The following is a 17,767-nucleotide window of genomic DNA, read 5'->3' on the forward strand; positions in this document are numbered from 1 at the left end:
TTCCCATGTGAGAGTAGGACATTGCTAAACGTCTAATTTGTACTTAGGTACTAGAAAAGCCCGCAACTTTGTTGCGGGCTTTTTGTTTTTATAACATTCCTGTATTAAAATTCTGGAGTCTTTACCTTCAATGAGAACGTTGTTATCTTCCCCCGCTAAAATGGCATTATCTGATACTGAAAATTCACTATATCAAAAATCGTTAACCTATATAGCTAAGATCAGCTTAAATTTACTTGCAGTCAAAGTCAGTAATAAACCTGCAGACTTTCTAGGCTGGTGTGTTGAGTTGCTTTCAATATGTAAGCAAGGGGTTAATCGAGATTTATTAGAGGCCGATCAGTTCAAACCGTTAGAAAAGTTAGAGGCAGTATTAGAGCTTGGGGCGAGTGCTAGTCAATTAAAAATGCTACGTATTGCGCCATGGCCTGTTTTTGTTAGTTTTATTGAGCAACAAACCGAAGTTCATGCGTTTGAAGAGCGGCTTCGATTACTTGATTATATGAGTGTTCAGAGGGAGGCATTATTGCAAGAGATGACTGAACTCGATCGCTTGGCTTTTGCAGGTAAGCATACTAGTAAGCATGCACATACCAAATATGATTTTGATGTAGAGTGGTTTACTTCAACTAAAGGTGCGAAAATTTTCCATTCCTTGTTAGCAGAGCAAGCAAGTGATTTCGATTATGCGCTTAGTTTTATTCCATTAACAGGTGATGTTACCCCTGCTCAATACCAGCAGTTTGTACATGCTTATAAAAATATATTTACTCGATATACCAAGGATAAAAAGAATGGAGAAAAAGCGTCTTTAATTCCTGCTACGCGTTTATTAGCAATGCGGCGCCCAGATCAATTTATTGCGTTAACCAACGCTAAAATTGATGTTTTATGCCAAGGGCTTGGTATTGTAAAGTTTAATAGTTACGATTTTGACGGTTATTGGCAATATTTGATAGGTACATTGCGCACCTTTGCTTGGTGGCATGAAAGCGAACCAAGTGATGAAAGTGAACATAAGATATGGTGTTCCCGCGCTATTCTTATCGACTTATTCTTGTATGCGGATCAAGATACAGCTTTTAACTCTAATTATTTACGTTTGCGTGAGAAGGCGTTAAATATTACTGACGGCACTTACAAACCTTCAAGTAAAACACGTACAAAATTGACTGTAGATGAACAAGTTGATCTGGCTTTATCTGCTGATGATTTGCCTGAGTATATTGTAGCAAAGCGAGAATCAATTATTACAGAAGTTAAAAAAGGTAAAAGTGTTGATCATGTGATTGGTTTAATGCGCGCTATTTTTGGTTAAGCGAACATTTTTATATTGGGTGAATATTTACTCTTCTTGTATCTGAGAACCTTGACATTATTTATATAAAAAGCCCGATGCTTAATAAAGTATCGGGCTTTTGTTGTCAGAGACTATTTAGTCGCAGCCTTCATTGAAGCAATAAATTGTGTTAGCTCAGTTATCATTCTGGCATGATCATTTAAGTTGTCTTCAATAATCCTTACAACAGCTGAGCCACTGATTGCGCCGCTAGCGCCCGCAGATAACGCGTCTCTAACTTGTTGTGGCGTAGAAATACCAAATCCTAGTACTGGAGAAGCTCCCTGGTATTTATTTAACGTGCTAATTAGACTTTGTGCAGGGGAAGCTGTAGTTGTATGCTCTGTTTGCTGTTCTACATCAACACCGGTGACACCTGCTCTACTTAATACGTAAGTATAACCATGACTGTAAGCACAAACATCTTGCAACGTTTCATCACTGGCATTTGGAGGGGCAATAAAAATTGGGGCAACGTTATACTTTAATGCCGCCTCTCTAAAAGGTTGGCTCTCGCGAATAGGGATATCTGCGATTAAAACCGAGTCAACACCGACTTGTGCCATATCACGATAAAAATTATCAATGCCACGGGCAAAGACCAAATTACCATACAAGAGTAGACCAATTGGGATGTTCGGCGCATACTCACGCACTTTTGCTAGGACTTCGATGCATACATCTGTGTTGATTCCCGCTTTTATCGCACGCAAGGCGGCCATTTGTATGGTGACACCATCAGCACTTGGGTCTGAAAAAGGGATACCTAATTCAAGAGCATCTGCGCCTGCATCAATTAATGCTTTGATAGCGGACAAGGACTGCTCAGCATTCGGGTCGCCAATCATAACAAAAGGGATGAACGCTTTTTCATTTTTAGTGGCTAGGTCGTTAAAAGTTTGTTGATAACGAAAGCCTACTGGCTGTTGTGCATTAGTCATTACGCTTCCCCTCTGTGTTTAACGCTGGTTTGTTCGTGAGCTTGCTCATCGGGATGTAATACCGCGTGAACATGGGCAAGATCTTTATCGCCACGCCCTGATAAGTTAACTAGATATATCGTTTCCGTGGTCGCTGTTTCAGCCATTTTAAGGGCTTGTGCTAATGCATGTGAAGACTCTAACGCAGGAATAATGCCTTCTTCTTTTGCTAAGGCTTGAAAAGCATCTAACGCTTCATCATCATTAATTGGCACATACTGAGCTCGGCCAGTTTCTTTCAAAAAAGCATGCTGAGGGCCTACTGCAGGGTAGTCAAGTCCTGCAGAAATTGAATATGACTCTTCAATTTGACCGTATTTGTCCTGCATTATGTAAGTGTAATTACCGTGTAACATGCCTTTGCTACCTGCTACTAGTGTGGCGCCATGTTGGCTAGTATCAATTCCTTTACCGCCCGCTTCAACGCCAATAATGTTAACCTCTTCGTGTTGAATGAAATCATTAAACATACCAATAGCATTTGAACCACCGCCCACTGCGGCAATGACATAATCAGGTAAGCGACCTTCTTCAGCTAAAAACTGGGCCTTAGCCTCTTCTCCTATCATTTTTTGAAACTCTCGGACGATTGTTGGAAATGGGTGAGGGCCAGCAGCTGTACCTAATAGGTAATGCGCATTTTCATAATTAGCAGACCAATCGCGTAAGGCCTCATTAACCGCATCTTTTAATGTACCTGAACCGGCTGTGACCGGTATCACCTCTGCACCCATCAACTTCATTCTAAATACATTTGGTTGTTGGCGTTGACAATCAACTGCACCCATATAAACTCTACATTTTAAACCTAGCAACGAACAGGCTATAGCAGTTGCTACGCCATGTTGACCTGCACCCGTTTCTGCGATCACTTCAGTTTTACCCATGCGCTTGGCGAGTAAAGCTTGACCAAGCACTTGGTTGGTTTTATGCGCTCCACCATGAAGTAAGTCTTCTCGTTTTAAATAAATCTTTGCTAGTGGGTTTTTAACAATATTACGACAACATGTCAGTGGGGTTGGGCGACCCGCATATTTTGTTAGTAAGTTATTAAATTCTGTTAAAAAGGCCTCATCAGATTGTGATTCTATGAACGCTTGCTCAAGTTGCTCTAATGCCGGTACCAGTAATTCACCGACAAACATACCGCCAAATTCGCCGAAATAGGCTGGTAGCGTTTCTTTAGCTGTATTGTGTTTAGTATTGCTCATTTCTAGTAATTCCTTATTTGCGTAAAAACTTTATTTAGCTTTTCGCTAGATTTTTTACCTGGACTTGTCTCAACACCTGAGTTGAGATCAAAGCCAAATAAATCTAAATGGGTTAGCTGTTGTATGGCTAAGTCGATATTGTTGCTATTAAGCCCACCTGCAAGTAGGCTGTTAGATAAGTTTTGCTCGCTATCAGCTAACACTTGCCAGTTGAAAGTTTGGCCAGAGCCAGGTGACTTACCATCAAGCACATGATGTGCAGCCTGTGAGCTTAACTGCGGCACTTGCTCTAGAACAGATTGAGCTTGCCAAATATTACAATAGGCACAGTTTTGTTCACTTAACTGTGCTTTAAGTGATCTGATATAAGCTTCATCCTCATTACCATGAAGTTGAACAGCTGTTAACTTTAAGCTTTTGACAAGGTCAACAACCCCAGTTCCTTGGTCATTAGTGAGTACTTGGTTAACAAATACCCCCACGTACTCTAGATAAGGTTTTGTAGCGATAATATTTATTGCTTGTTCTTTAGTAATACAACGAGGTGATTTTTCAGCAAAAATAAGCCCACCAAATCGTGCCCCTGAGACTGCTGCGCTAGTTGCATCTTCAGGAGTGGTTAAACCGCACACTTTGTGGTTGCCAAAGATAAGCTTACGACATGCTAAATCAATGTCGTGATAGACATTGTTGTCCATGGCCATTAATGAACTACCAACCAGAAAACCATCGACAGCTGGTGCTAACTCACGAACTTGAGCATTGTTGTAAATGCCCGACTCTGAGATGATTATTCTATCATCTGGGATCGTGGGGGCAAAATCAAAGGTACGCGAAATATCAGTACTTAAATCACGTAAATTACGATTATTTATGCCGATCATTTTTGCATTTAATTTAATTGCGCGATCACGCTCTTCATCGGTAGAAATTTCAGTTAGCACTGCTAAATTGTATTGCTGTGCAACCTCAGCAAGTGCGAGGTATTCATCGTCTGATAACACACTTAACATTAATAAAATTGCATCAGCGCCATAATATCGGGCTAAATATACTTGGTAAGTATCAAAGAAAAAATCTTTATTAAGCACGGGGCATGCTACTGTATTTGTGACAAGCCTTAAATATTCAAAGTCGCCTTGAAAATATTTTTTATCCGTTAGCACCGAAATAGCTGCAGCGTATTTGTCATAGGTTTGGCAAATACCTTTGACGTCAAAATCAGGGCGGATCAACCCTTTTGATGGAGAGGCCTTTTTACACTCTAAAATAAAACCTGCTTCAGGTTTTTCTTCAGTACGTTTCAATGCGGCGTACATATCTTTTTTAGTTGGTGTTAAGTCATCAATAAAGCTTGCTAGTGGTTTAGCCTTCTTAAGAGCGTCAATTTCAATGCGTCTGTTGGCAACTATTTCGTCTAATATATTAGCCATGATTATGTATTTTCCTGTGAAGCCGTTGATACATCAGCAATACTTTCGTTAGATAAAGACACCAGTAACTCAAGCGTTGTAAGGCCTTTTCCGCTGTTAAGCACCTCACTAGCAAGTTGTGCTGCAGCTTTTAAATCATTGGCTTTATCATGAAGATAAAGCAGCGCTGCACAGTTTATTATTACCGCAGCATTATGCGCTTGTTCACCCTTGCCAGATAAAATTGCTTTGATAATAGCGGCATTTTCTTCTGGGGAGCCACCTTTAATATCATCTAGATTATAATTTTTCAAACCAAAGTCTTCAGGCGAAATAGTATGCTCTAACAATTTTCCATCTTTAATTTCAACCACTTGAGTGTCGCCATGTAAGGCTATTTCATCTAGCCCACTGCCGTGTACAACAAACGCGCGGGTTACACCAGTAAGTTGTAAAGCTTGAGCGATTGGCTGAAGTAGTTCTGGGGTATATACACCTAACAGCATTACTTTTGGCGTTGCAGGATTAACTAGTGGCCCTAAAATATTAAAAAGCGTGCGTACGCCCATGGCTTTTCTAACTGGTGCTGCATGTTTAAAGCCACTGTGATAAGCAGGAGCAAATAAAAAACACAAATTAGCTTTGTCCAAGCAATGGCTAGCTGTTGCCGGGGTCATGGTTAAGTTTACACCTAACGCTTCTAATAAATCAGCGGAGCCAGACATACTAGATACACTGCGGTTACCATGTTTCGCCATTTTTAAACCACACGCGGCACTTAATATTGCGGCAGTGGTAGAAATGTTAATGGTATTTGCGCCATCACCACCTGTGCCAACACAATCAGCAACAGAATAGTTTTTGGCTGGAAAATGGGTCGCAGCGCCACGAATAGCCACGGCTGCGCCGGCAATTTCTTCGGGGGTTTCACCTTTAATTTTTAATGCAGTCAAGACACTAGCTAATAAAGCAGCTTCAACATTACCCTTAAGAACTTCGGTGAAAAATGCTGTTGTTTCTTGTTGAGAAAGGTGTTCATTCTCAAGTAACTGAGTGAGTGGGTTAGTCATGAGCAGCTCCCTGTTGGTTCGTCTTTAAGTGGTTACTTAAGGTAAGTAAATAATCAAAGCTTTGCGCTAATAATGTTGCGCCATAAGTGGTTAAAATAGATTCGGGATGAAATTGGTAAGCTAAAACCGCATCACTCTCGCGGCATATAGCCATAGGCATGCTGTTATAGCTGGCAATAACATCAACAGCAGTAGGTATAGTTATACCCACCAATGAATGATATCGGGCTACAGGTAATGGGTTTTGAATACCTTCGAAAGCGCCACGACCACAGTGGTTTATAGGTGATGCTTTACCGTGCACAATTTCATCAGCTCGGCCAACCCTACCGCCATAGTGCTCAATTAGCGCTTGATGGCCAAGGCAAATACCAAGTATTGGCATTTTACCCACGCATAACTTGATTAACGCCATTAAACAACCTGCATGCTGAGGATCACCTGGACCAGGTGATAACACTAGAATGACTTTTTCGCCAGTATGGTTAGTGTGCTCAAGCATTTTATTAAAAATGAAATCAGCACTTAGAGTATTTCGATAAATCGTTGGTTCAAAACCCAAGCATTGAAATTCGTCAACTAGGTTGTAAGTAAAAGAGTCTAAATTATCTAACATAAACAACTTAGGTTTGATGGGATGATTGGTGGTAGCCATTAGCTCGCTCCTTGATTAAGTAACTGCTGGATCTGTTTATTTGCAATCAGCACAGCATTAATCACGGCTTGAGCTTTTTGTTTGGTTTCATCTGTTTCAGCTTGGGGAATCGAGTCATAAACAACGCCAGCTCCCGCTTGTATGTGGGCAATGTTATTCTTTACAAAAGCTGAGCGAATAACAATGCAAGTATCCATTTCGCCATCACCTGTTAAATATCCTACAGCCCCACCATAACTACCCCGGCGTTTACCTTCAATCTCTCTAATAAGCGATGTTGCTTTTACTTTTGGGGCACCAGAAAGTGTACCCATATTCATGCAAGCCTGATAGGCATGAAGCGCGTCTAGCTCTTCTAGTAAGGTGCCACAAACGCGAGAGACTAAGTGCATAACATGAGAATATCGGTCGACTTTTAGTAAATCGGCAACATGTCGGGTGCCGGCTTTACATACTCGGGCGATATCATTACGCGCTAAATCTACCAACATAATATGCTCTGCAGACTCTTTCTTATCTTGACGTAATTCAAGTTCAATACGTGAGTCTAAATCTAAAGAGATACTTCCGTCGTTATTACGACCGCGAGGCCGAGTACCAGCAATAGGGTAAATTTCAACTTGGCGTTCTCCTTCTGATGAATTATTTTGATATTTTATTGCTGACTCAGGTGACGCACCAAACATACAAAAATCGCTGTCATTAAGATAAAACATATAAGGACTTGGATTACTAATTTTTAAAGCCTGATAAGCAGCAATACTGTCAAAGCACGTTAAGGAAAATGTACGCGAAGGTACAACTTGAAATATGTCGCCAGCACGAATATTTTCTTTTAACTGGTCAACGTTTTGACAAAATTGTTGGTCGCTAATATCAACTGACACCGTTTGTGTTGCAGCATCTTTGATCTGTTCTGCGCTCATCTTTTTTTCTATGTTAAGTAAAGCGACTTCAGATGCGGTAATATCATTTAACAACAGCTGCTTGATTTGAGTAACACGTTCAGCTAATTGTTGCTGTACTGCTTGGGCTTGAGGAGAGTTAGCGCTATCGTCATTAGCAGAAAAAATATTAGCAATCACCTCAGTACTTTGTGCTTCATGATCAATTACTACCAAGGTTTCTGCGAGGTAATAAACAAAGTCAGGGCAGGTATTTTCGCCTTCAGGTACTGAGGGTAATGTTTCACAGAGACTGATCATATCAAATGCAAAGGCACCACCAAGAAAAACAGCAAAATGATGATTATTACTATTATTTAATCGTTTAAATAAGCGCAAACATTCAAAGGAATTAACCGCCATTAACCTTGCTTTTTCATCAAGCTCCGTTGGAATATCGGGAAAAGTCGCGGTTAGGGTCTGTTTATTCTCAGATAGGGTTAATTGCGCGTGGGGTTGTAACTGAGCAACGGCAAATTGCAATGCCGCTTGACCATTGATTGTTAGCGCATTAAAGGTCACAGTATTACCAGAGCATACTATTTTTAACGCGGCATCAGTGAGTAATAAACTCTTTAATAAGTGCTTTTGATCGATTTCTGCTGATTCTAGCAGTAAGTTATTTTCTTTATTATGGCAAAGTAATTGATAAACACTTAACGGGTCACTTTGATAATTGGCACTGTCCGTTAAGGTGCATACGCTTGCTGTCGTTTGAGTATCTTGTGTCATGGGTTTCTTCTTGAAATGGGTAAATTAAAAAATTGTCATCCGGCATAAATTGGCTGAAGCCACCAAAGAAACCATGTTCTTGTTTTATTCATTGTATTTTCTCTATTATTTGTTGTCAAAATCAGTCAGTTAAAACGTAAAAACCCGCTAAGGTTAGCGGGTTTTTGAAATTTGTTTTTTATCTGCTTTAGCTCTTTATTGTTAGCTTTTAGCAAGATACACGCAATTATCACAACCCACTTAAGTAGAGTTATGCCACCACCAACGATGTTGGTTAGAAGTTAAATTAAATTGCTTTGCTAGTATCATTGTTTTGCTCTTGTCAGTAAACTTGTCGTTATGTTTCACCGAGTATTGTTAAAAACTAAGCATACTCACGAGAAAGTCCCTATAGAAGACAATATTATGGCGTTGCTGTCAACCACTGATTTCCCCTTTATTATTGAAAAGCGCGATGGCGTTTCTCATGGTCGTATTGACTTGCACTGTCATACCCATTGCTCAGATGGCAGTTTATCGCCGCAAACCTTAATAGATAGGGCGGTTAATTACCAAATTGCCGTATTGTCAATTACAGATCATGACACGGTTGCAGGTTTTGATATAGCGCAAGATTATATATTGGAAAAAAAAGTTCCAATTAAATTAATTTCAGGCATTGAAATCTCTACAGCATGGCAGGGGTTTGAAATTCATATTGTTGGTTTAAACTTTGATGTTAACAGTGAAGCCATAGTGCAACTCATTGCTAGCCAACAACAAGCGCGTGAGCAAAGAGCCATTACCATAGGTGAAAAATTGGCAAAGTGTGGCTTTGCTGATGCCTACCACGATGCTAAAAAACTGGCGGGAGAAGGCTCTATTACTCGCGCTCATTTTGCTAAAGTTCTCTATCAACAAGGCCATGTTGCTACACTACAAAAGGCATTCGATAATTATTTAGGAAAAAAAGGCCGTAATACCCAAGCCGCTTATGTAAAGCCTAATTGGTGTTCGATAGCTCAAGCGGTTACAGCAATACAGGCTGCTGGCGGTAGTGCCGTGATGGCGCATCCCATTCGATATGATTTGTCAGCGAAGTGGTTAAGACGACTAATTGTTCACTTTAAAGAAAGTCAGGGAGATGGTTTAGAAGTAGTTTTACCGCAAATGAATCCACAACAACGCCAAACAATGCTAAACTACTGTTTAGAATATGATTTGCATGCATCAATGGGTTCTGACTTTCATCATCCCAATAAATGGTCAGATTTAGGGCGTCACTTGACGTTACCTGATGGTGCAAAACCTATTTGGACACTTTGGTCTTAGTAGAGATGCTCTTAGCGAAGGCCTAGCCTTGCAATCAAAAGGAAATTATCATGAGTCAGTTCTTTTATGTACACCCAGACAATCCTCAAGGGCGATTGATGAAACAAGCCGTAGCTATCATCAATCAGGGCGGCGTTATTGTTTACCCAACCGATTCAGGTTACGCCTTAGGTTGTCATCTAGGCGATAAAAAAGCATTGGAGCGAATTTGTCAGATCCGCGATATAGACAAAGCGCACAATTTTACTTTAGTGTGCCAAGATTTATCACAACTGTCAGAATACACACGAATTGATAACAGTGCATATAGGTTATTGAAAGCAACAACTCCCGGGGCCTATACTTTTATTTTTAAAGGCTCTAAAGAAGTGCCGAAAAGGCTATTAAACCCAAAAAAGAAAACCATTGGTATTCGGGTACCCGATAATAATATTTGCCAAGCCTTGTTGGCTGAACTCGGTGAGCCTATAATGTCTACCAGTTTGATCATGCCTGGTGAAAGTATGACAGAATGCGATCCAGAACATATTCGCGATTTGTTAGAGCATCAGGTCGATTTAATTATTCATGGCGGCAATTTAGGAGAACATCCTACCACCGTGATTGACTTTTCTAATGATGATATTGAAATCATTCGTGTAGGTGAAGGTGATCCTTCGCCGTTTGAATAATACTGTGTCATCCAGTGTTTCGATTATAAAAATGAGCCAGAAGTTAGTTTCTAGGGAACTGCTACTGACGTTACAGAGTACAAACTATGTCACAAGACAACAAAACACCCAAAGGTAAGAATACTGCTAAAGATGTAAAACCAGCAAGTAACAAGTATGGTAACCGAGGGACTGGGGGAAAATCTGCGGTTAAAAAGGGCCAAAGTAAACCCGGCCAAAATAAAGGCAAAAAACCGCTAGAGCCAGAAGTCAAAGTCGATTTTCAAAAAGCTAAAGTGAAAGACTCTGAAAAATTACAAAAAGTGCTAGCAAGAGCGGGGAAAGGCTCTCGCCGTGAAATAGAAACGCTGATCAGTCAAGGCCGTGTCAGTGTTGATGGTAAAACAGCGTTTTTAGGCGACAGAATTGATGGCAGCGAACAAATCCGCATAGATGGTCATAACGTTAAATTAACTGCTCAAGCTGAAGATATCTGCCGTGTTTTAATGTACAACAAGCCTGAAGGTGAAATGTGTACCCGCAAAGATCCAGAAGGACGTCCTACCGTATTTGACCGACTGCCACCGCTTGAATCAGGGCGTTGGGTTGCAGTAGGGCGCTTAGATATTAACACCTCGGGCATGTTATTGTTCACCACCGACGGTGAACTCGCCAATCGCTTAATGCACCCCTCACAAAAAGTTGAGCGTGAATACGCGGTACGGGTGTTTGGAGAAATTGATGAAGCAATGCTGCAAAGACTGCGAGCTGGCGTTAAGTTAGAAGATGGTCCGGCACGTTTTCAAAAAATTACTTACCGTGGTGGTGAAGGACGTAACCATTGGTTTCATGTGGTACTTTCAGAAGGGCGTAACCGAGAAGTGCGTCGTTTATGGGAAAGCCAAGAAGTTCAAGTGAGCCGTTTAATCCGAGTACGATACGGCGATATGCAAATGCAGCGTCAATTACCGTTAGGTGGCTGGACTGAGTTAGGCTTAAAAGAAGTCAACTACTACCGCAAATTAGTTCAACTTGATGCTGAAACTCAATCAAAAGTGAAGGTTGATGAAAAAGCAATGGATAACGCTAAAAGTCGCCGTATTCGTCGGTCAGTAAAAAAACATCAACAACGCCATCAGCAATCGACTAGACGCAGAAGACGATAGCTCTAAATACCACAAATGCCAACGAGCGAGAGTTTATCAATATTTAGCGGGATGAAATAAAGAATATATATGCAGTATCAACTAATTGAAGATTTTAACAGTTTACAAATGCTTTGCCAGCAATACAGCACTGCAAAGGTTTTAGCCATAGATACTGAATTTGTTCGTACCCGCACGCTTTATCCTAAATTGGGATTGTTGCAAATATTTGATGGTGAGCAATTAGCACTCATTGACCCCATTGCTATTGAAGATTTAAGTCCTTTTTGGCAGTTATTAACCGATAATGCGATTACTAAAGTACTGCATGCTTGCTCTGAAGATTTAGAAGTGTTTTTAACGTCCGCAAATTGTAAGCCAGTAAACCTAATTGATAGCCAAATTATGATGTCATTTTTAGGATATGGTTTATCTATGGGGTATGCCGCTATGGTGGAGCATTTTACCGGTATTACATTAGATAAGTCTGAATCACGAACCGATTGGACTAAAAGGCCGCTTACGCAAAAACAACTGACTTATGCAAGTGCTGATGTAGAACACTTATTTGCTATTTACCCTAAGCTATTAGCTGAAATCACTGAAGCTGGCTTTTTAGGCTATGCAGAGCAAGAGTCACAAGTATTAATTGAACGAAAGTTTAGTCCCATAGACGAAAATCAGCTTTATCGCCAAATCAAATTGGCCTGGCGATTAAATCCTAAACAATTAAATACTTTGCAATACTTAGCGAAGTGGCGTTATCAGCAAGCAAAAAAACGTGACTTGCCGCTTGGTTTTGTTGTCAAAGAAAATACCTTGATGGCCGTAGCAAAATATAATCCGCAAAGCTTATCAGCAATGAACAAAATTGATGGTGCTGAAGTGCTTGATATTCGCCACAGAGGTAAAGATATGCTTGCAGTCATAAAACAAGCCTCACAAGTTAATGAGGCGGATTATCCACAAAAGATACAACGATTAGATGAATACCCTGGTTACAAACAAATCTTTAAAAAGGTGAAAGATCTGATTATAACCATAGGAGAAAAACACGACTTGGCCATTGAAAATTTAGCCTCAAAAAAACAAATCAATCAGTTTCTAACTTGGCATTTTGATTTGAATGACGCTAAACATTTAAGTCGTGAAACCGGCAATCACCCTGATATTTTGCACGGATGGCGTAATGAACTCTTTGGACAGAGCTTAAAGCATTTTGCTAATAACAACTTTACAGCGTAGCTAAAAACGCTTTAATTTCTTGTTTTAACTCATCATCGTCTATTTGCTCACTGGCAGTTTCTGCTTGTTGAGCATACGTCTTAGCTTTTTCTGTTTGCTCAAATTCTTGCTGTCTTTGTGCCATTGCTAAGTAAATAGATGCAGTGAACACCTCTAGTTTTAAATGCTGTGCTGTGCTCAGCCCTATCTCATAAATATCCATCGCTAAGTCACCATCTTCGGTGAAGTCTGCTAACGCTTCCCATTGCAGTGGGTGATCTTTTGGAGTGCCTTGATGAGTAGCACAGAGCTTTTGTAAATCTTTACAAGCCTGCGCTCTAGCCTCATCATTATCTTTAGCGGATGCATTAGCAATCTGTTGGCAAATGTCGAGAATTTCATTGTATAACGGAGCTTTCATTGGTTTACCTAAAATGCGTTAAAAAAGTTATGATATTTAAGTGTATATTATCGCATATCATTCACAGTGCGTGATATATTAATCATTCATTTATTTTGGTGGTAAACATCAAATAACTAATAATCCCATAGGTCCCCATTATGCTATGTGCCATTTATAAAAGTACCAAAAAAGACCAAACTTACCTGTTTGTAAAAAACCGAGATGATTTTTCAGCTGTTCCTGAGCAACTCATGCTGAGCTTTGGCACGCCCGTGTTAGTGACTATCACAAACCTTGCAACCAAAGACAAACTTGCATTTGCTGATTTAGCTAAAGTAAAAACTAGCTTGGATGCACAAGGTTATTATCTACAATTACCACCGCCACCAGAAAACTTACTAAAACAACATAAAGCAGCCATAGATAAACAAAAACAAGCTGAAAAAGGAGTTTGATTTATGAACATTAAACAAATTGCGGCAGGCGTTGCCGTTATTAGTGTGATCTTATTGCCTTTTAAGAGCTTAAAAGCAAAAGAGCTAAGTGAAAGCGGATTTAATCAATATATTGCAGAGTTGAAAAAAGAAGCATTGACGCAAGGATTCAGTCAAAATTTAATTGAAACAAGTTTTGCTAAAGTGAAATTTCATAAACGTGCGGTCAAAGCGGATCGAAAACAACCAGAGAAAGTAGAAACCTTAGAAGGCTATTTACCTAAACGAGTACCTAGTTGGAAAGTCAAAAAGGCGCGTTCTCTTTACAAGGAGCACCAAGGTATTTTAACTGAAATAGGCGATAACTACGGAGTACAACCACGATTTATTGTTGCTTTGTGGGGGTTAGAAACTAATTTTGGTAAATTTACCGGCGGCTATAACGTTGTTTCTGCACTTTCAACCCTTGCTTATGAAGGACGCAGAGAAAGCTTTTTTAAAAAGCAATTATGGGCAGCATTAACTATTTTAGAACAAGGCCATATCAGCATTAATGATATGAAGGGCTCATGGGCTGGCGCAATGGGGCAAAATCAATTTATGCCTACTTCTTTTTTAGCTTACGCCGTTGATGGCGACGGCGATGGTAAAAAGGATATTTGGCATAACCAAGTCGATATTTTTGCTTCAATGGCTAATTACTTACAAAAAGAAGGTTGGAATGATGATTTAACTTGGGGACGTCAGGTGAGATTACCAACAGAATTTGATCGATCATTAGCCATTCCAAAAAATACTGGCAGCCGAAAAAACTGGTTAAAAGCTTGGGACAATAGAGAAAAAACATTGGCACAGTGGCAAGCATTAGGCGTTCGCCGTACCGATGGAACTAACCTTCCTAATGTTGATATTAAAGCAGCGTTGGTTTTTCCTGATGGTGAAAAAGGGCGTGCTTATTTAGCCTATGATAATTACAAAAGTTTAATGCATTGGAATTTATCATATTACTTTGTTAGCTCAGTTGGTCACTTATCTGATCGCATCAAGTTTCCACCTATTAACTAAAAAGAGCATTACTATGACAGAACAACAAACAGATGCGCCTTTTTGGCAACGTAAAACGTTAGCACAAATGTCGCGAAGTGAATGGGAATCATTATGTGATGGCTGTGCTAAATGTTGCCTAAATAAATTTATCGACGATGAAGCAACGGATGAACAAAGTGAACTACAACCCACAGATCACCTAAACGAGGGTGAAGAAGTATTGTATTCCAATATCGCCTGTTATTTACTTAACGAAAAATCCTGCCAATGCAGTCAGTATGACAAAAGAACAACATTAGTGCCTGACTGCGTACAATTAACTCAAGATAATTTAGCTGATGTTTTCTTCATGCCGCCAAGCTGCACTTACCGACGTTTGCAAGAAGGGCGAGGTATACCATCTTGGCACCCGTTGTTGCATAAAGGCAAAAAATCGGCCATGCACAAGGCGGGTATGTCAGTACGCGGCAAAATCATTAAGGATGATGATATAGCACTAGAAGATTTTGAAGATTACATTGTTAGCTGGCCCCTAAATGATATTGACTAACACAACGGTTATTGACATCCCTACTGATATTTACCCTTAAAAAATAAACACGATAAGATCATACTATGAACGTACAGCAACAAAGTCTTTTGTTTTTGCACACATCAGTACTGCTTTTTGGCGGCACGGCGTTATTCTCAAAACTGATAGGGTTAACCGCGCTAGATATTACCGTATACCGCACTGGCGTTGCAGCAATGGTGTTATTGACATTATTAACGCTACAAAAAAAACGAATTACGCTTGCTAGTGCTAAAGATTATGGTGTTGCGATATTGTTAGGGATGGTGGTAGGTGTTCACTGGGTCACTTATTTTGCTGGTATGCAAATGGCAGGAGTAACGGTGGGTATTATTGCTTTTTTTACCTACCCAGTGATTACTGTTTTTCTTGAGCCGTTATTAAATCGCGCGAAAGTCAGCAGAAAACCTAAAATCAAAGACATCGCGGTTGCCATTATTGTATTAATTGGTATTTTCTTACTTATTCCTGAAATTAATTTGGGTAACCAAGCCACTTTAGGAATAGCGACAGGTGTGCTTTCGGCGTTTTTCTTTTCATTGCGTAATATACTGCACAAAAACTACTTTAGTCACTACTCAGGGCCGCATACTATGTTGTATCAAACCCTCATTGCTTTTCTTATGTTGGGTTTATGGGTTGAAGTACCCCCGATGGATGTAACACAGCAAGATTGGCTATTGATTTTGTTAGTTGGCATTGTTTTCACTGCGATGCCACATGCGCTATTTGCCTCATCGTTACGACATTTGTCTGCAACCACAGCTGGGTTGATTTCATGTTTACAGCCCTTGTATGGCGGTGTGCTTGCCTTTTTATTATTAAATGAACGGGTCAATATACTGACCGTTATTGGCGGATTGTTGGTGATCAGCGCTGCACTTTTTGAAACATGGTCGGTGAGCAAAGGAAGGTAAAAAAACAGCCATTGTATTGATGAATGTAAAGGATAATTTAAGTAAATGTTATTAGTAATTATTTGATTAGCTGGTAAAGATCAGTTTATTTTAAAATGTATGTTTAAAATTGCAACGATAAGTGGTAAAACATTAAACAGTTAGTCTTTTTTATCAACTGTTTAAAGGTGTTTTATGATCATTGGCATTCCAAAAGAGTCGCTAAAGGGTGAAAACCGTGTTGCAGGCTCCCCAAGCGCGACTAGCGCATTATTAAAACTAGGCTTTAGCGTACAAGTACAAAAAGGTGCAGGTACTAAAGCAAGCTTTACCGACGAAGAATACAGCCAGAGCAGTGCAGAAGTTGTTCCTAAGAAACAATGCTGGCAAAGTGACATTATTTTCAAAGTTAACGCACCTACATTAGACGAAGTTGAATTAATGAATGATGGTGCAACTCTCATTAGTTTTATTGCACCGGCACAAAGTCCAGATTTACTTGAAGCATTACGCCAAAAATCAATCACCACCTTAGCCATGGAAATGGTGCCACGGATGACACGTTCGCAGTCAATGGACGCACTAAGCTCAATGGCAAACATTGCAGGTTATCGTGCAGTAATTGAAGCATCACATCATTTTGGCCGATTTTTTACCGGACAAATTACTGCCGCTGGTAAAATGCCACCAGCTAAGATTATGATTATTGGGGCAGGGGTTGCTGGCCTTGCTGCTATTGGCACCGCCAGTAGTTTGGGTGCTATTGTTCGCGCATTTGACACTCGCCCAGAGGTAAAAGAGCAAATTGAAAGTATGGGCGCAGAGTTTCTTGAGCTTGATTATCAAGAGCCTGAAGATACCGGCTCTGGTGATGGTTACGCCAAAGAAATGAGCAAAGCATTTATTGAAGCAGAAATGGCACTATTTGCCGAGCAAGCCAAAGATGTTGATATTATTATTACCACGGCAATGATTCCTGGAAAACCTGCGCCTAAGCTTATTACCGAAAAAATGGTTGAATCAATGAAACCTGGAAGTGTTATTGTTGATTTAGCGGCTGGTGGTGGTGGCAACTGTGAATGCACCATTGCAGGTAAAGTAAACAATGCGCACGATGTTAAAGTCATTGGTTACACCGATTTAGTTTCTCGATTACCCAATCAAGCATCGCAACTTTACTCTAATAACCTTGTTAACTTAGCTAAGTTACTTTGCAAGACCAAAGATGGCACGCTCAATATTGATTTTGATGATGTTGTTGTGCGCAATATGACGGTAGTGAATGGCGATGAAATCACCTTTCCGCCACCACCTATTCAAGTCAGTGCTGCGCCTGCACCCGCACAAAAAGCCGAGACAAAACCCGCTGAAAAAGTGGCAGAAGAGCCTAAATCACCCACTAAAAAATATGCCTTTATGGCCGCAGGGTTAGCACTATTTGGCTGGGTTGCCAGTGTTGCACCTGCTGATTTTATTACGCATTTTACCGTATTTGTTTTAGCCTGTGTGATTGGTTACTACGTGGTATGGAATGTCAGCCACTCGCTGCACACACCTTTAATGAGTGTAACAAATGCCATTTCAGGGATTATTGTTGTTGGCGCGTTATTACAAATAGGCTCTGACAATACCTTGGTGCAAGTGCTTGCAGCCTTAGCAACTTTGGTGGCCACAATAAATATTGTTGGCGGCTTTAAAGTGACGAGTCGTATGTTAAAAATGTTTAGTAAGTAGGGGAGTCGT

Annotated in this window: 17 protein-coding genes; 10 read left to right on the top strand and 7 right to left on the bottom strand. The window is 40.2% G+C overall.

The features are described from left to right. Positions 1-130 precede the first annotated feature (130 nt). A complete protein-coding gene (locus ABXG98_RS16055; RefSeq protein WP_353539712.1) occupies positions 131-1,318 on the top strand; it encodes a hypothetical protein in 1,188 nt (395 codons plus the stop codon). A gap of 113 nt (positions 1,319-1,431) precedes the next feature. Here ABXG98_RS16055 and trpA read toward each other — a convergent pair whose 3' ends face one another. Genes trpA through ABXG98_RS16085 form a run of 6 tightly spaced genes read right to left on the bottom strand, consistent with a single transcriptional unit; the run spans position 1,432 to position 8,343 of the window. Beyond that, positions 1,432-2,280 (bottom strand): tryptophan synthase subunit alpha, encoded by an 849-nt coding sequence (gene trpA / locus ABXG98_RS16060; protein ID WP_353539713.1) that lies wholly within the window; start codon positions 2,278-2,280, stop codon positions 1,432-1,434. Beyond that, complete coding sequence (gene trpB, locus ABXG98_RS16065; RefSeq protein ID WP_353539714.1) at positions 2,280-3,530, bottom strand: tryptophan synthase subunit beta; 1,251 nt, start codon at positions 3,528-3,530, stop codon at positions 2,280-2,282. Before trpB ends, trpA begins: the two co-directional genes overlap by 1 nt. A 2-nt stretch (positions 3,531-3,532) precedes the next feature. Continuing rightward, positions 3,533-4,963 carry a bifunctional indole-3-glycerol-phosphate synthase TrpC/phosphoribosylanthranilate isomerase TrpF gene (trpCF, locus tag ABXG98_RS16070; protein ID WP_353539715.1) on the bottom strand — a complete coding sequence of 477 codons (1,431 nt, stop codon included), beginning with the start codon at positions 4,961-4,963 and terminating at the stop codon, positions 3,533-3,535. A gap of 2 nt (positions 4,964-4,965) precedes the next feature. Continuing rightward, positions 4,966-6,012: an anthranilate phosphoribosyltransferase gene (gene trpD, locus ABXG98_RS16075; RefSeq protein ID WP_353539716.1), complete on the bottom strand. Its 1,047-nt coding sequence runs from the start codon at positions 6,010-6,012 to the stop codon at positions 4,966-4,968. Further along, positions 6,005-6,667, bottom strand: a complete 663-nt coding sequence (locus ABXG98_RS16080) for an aminodeoxychorismate/anthranilate synthase component II (RefSeq protein WP_353539717.1) — start codon at positions 6,665-6,667, stop codon at positions 6,005-6,007. The genes trpD and ABXG98_RS16080 overlap by 8 nt, the downstream gene beginning before the upstream one ends. After that, positions 6,667-8,343: an anthranilate synthase component 1 gene (locus tag ABXG98_RS16085; RefSeq protein WP_353539718.1), complete on the bottom strand. Its 1,677-nt coding sequence runs from the start codon at positions 8,341-8,343 to the stop codon at positions 6,667-6,669. The genes ABXG98_RS16080 and ABXG98_RS16085 overlap by 1 nt, the downstream gene beginning before the upstream one ends. 405 nt (positions 8,344-8,748) lie before the next feature. Here ABXG98_RS16085 and rnm point away from each other — a divergent pair, with 405 nt between their 5' ends. The 4 genes from rnm (at position 8,749) to rnd (ending at position 12,694) form a co-directional block, all read left to right on the top strand. Beyond that, positions 8,749-9,654, top strand: coding sequence for an RNase RNM (gene rnm / locus ABXG98_RS16090; RefSeq protein ID WP_353539719.1), 906 nt, complete (start codon positions 8,749-8,751; stop codon positions 9,652-9,654). A 50-nt stretch (positions 9,655-9,704) separates the two neighbouring features. Continuing rightward, positions 9,705-10,325 (top strand): L-threonylcarbamoyladenylate synthase, encoded by a 621-nt coding sequence (locus ABXG98_RS16095; RefSeq protein WP_353539720.1) that lies wholly within the window; start codon positions 9,705-9,707, stop codon positions 10,323-10,325. Positions 10,326-10,411: 86 nt separating this feature from the next. Continuing rightward, complete coding sequence (gene rluB, locus ABXG98_RS16100) at positions 10,412-11,470, top strand: 23S rRNA pseudouridine(2605) synthase RluB (protein ID WP_353539722.1); 1,059 nt, start codon at positions 10,412-10,414, stop codon at positions 11,468-11,470. Between the two features lie 69 nt (positions 11,471-11,539). Next, positions 11,540-12,694 (top strand): ribonuclease D, encoded by a 1,155-nt coding sequence (rnd, locus tag ABXG98_RS16105; protein WP_353539724.1) that lies wholly within the window; start codon positions 11,540-11,542, stop codon positions 12,692-12,694. On the opposite strand, the gene ABXG98_RS16110 is transcribed toward rnd, so the two are convergent. Further along, the gene (locus ABXG98_RS16110; protein ID WP_353539725.1) at positions 12,684-13,094 is read right to left on the bottom strand and encodes a hypothetical protein; all 411 of its coding nucleotides are present in this window, start codon (positions 13,092-13,094) and stop codon (positions 12,684-12,686) included. The genes rnd and ABXG98_RS16110 overlap by 11 nt on opposite strands. A 140-nt stretch (positions 13,095-13,234) precedes the next feature. Between ABXG98_RS16110 and ABXG98_RS16115 the strand changes: the two genes are divergently transcribed. The 5 genes from ABXG98_RS16115 to ABXG98_RS16135 all read left to right on the top strand — a co-directional run bounded on the left by ABXG98_RS16115 (position 13,235) and on the right by ABXG98_RS16135 (position 17,758). Then, positions 13,235-13,531, top strand: coding sequence for a YcgL domain-containing protein (locus ABXG98_RS16115; protein ID WP_353539726.1), 297 nt, complete (start codon positions 13,235-13,237; stop codon positions 13,529-13,531). 18 nt (positions 13,532-13,549) lie between these two features. Next, complete coding sequence (locus tag ABXG98_RS16120) at positions 13,550-14,575, top strand: lytic murein transglycosylase (protein ID WP_502901567.1); 1,026 nt, start codon at positions 13,550-13,552, stop codon at positions 14,573-14,575. Between the two features lie 13 nt (positions 14,576-14,588). Further along, a complete protein-coding gene (locus ABXG98_RS16125; RefSeq protein WP_353539728.1) occupies positions 14,589-15,107 on the top strand; it encodes a YcgN family cysteine cluster protein in 519 nt (172 codons plus the stop codon). A gap of 65 nt (positions 15,108-15,172) precedes the next feature. After that, the gene (locus tag ABXG98_RS16130) at positions 15,173-16,045 is read left to right on the top strand and encodes a DMT family transporter (protein ID WP_353539729.1); all 873 of its coding nucleotides are present in this window, start codon (positions 15,173-15,175) and stop codon (positions 16,043-16,045) included. A 174-nt stretch (positions 16,046-16,219) separates the two neighbouring features. After that, a complete protein-coding gene (locus ABXG98_RS16135; protein ID WP_353539730.1) occupies positions 16,220-17,758 on the top strand; it encodes a Re/Si-specific NAD(P)(+) transhydrogenase subunit alpha in 1,539 nt (512 codons plus the stop codon). The last annotated feature ends 9 nt before the right edge of the window (positions 17,759-17,767 follow it).

The sequence above is a fragment of the Colwellia sp. KU-HH00111 genome (genome assembly GCF_040362745.1).
In the GTDB taxonomy this organism is placed as follows: domain Bacteria; phylum Pseudomonadota; class Gammaproteobacteria; order Enterobacterales; family Alteromonadaceae; genus Colwellia.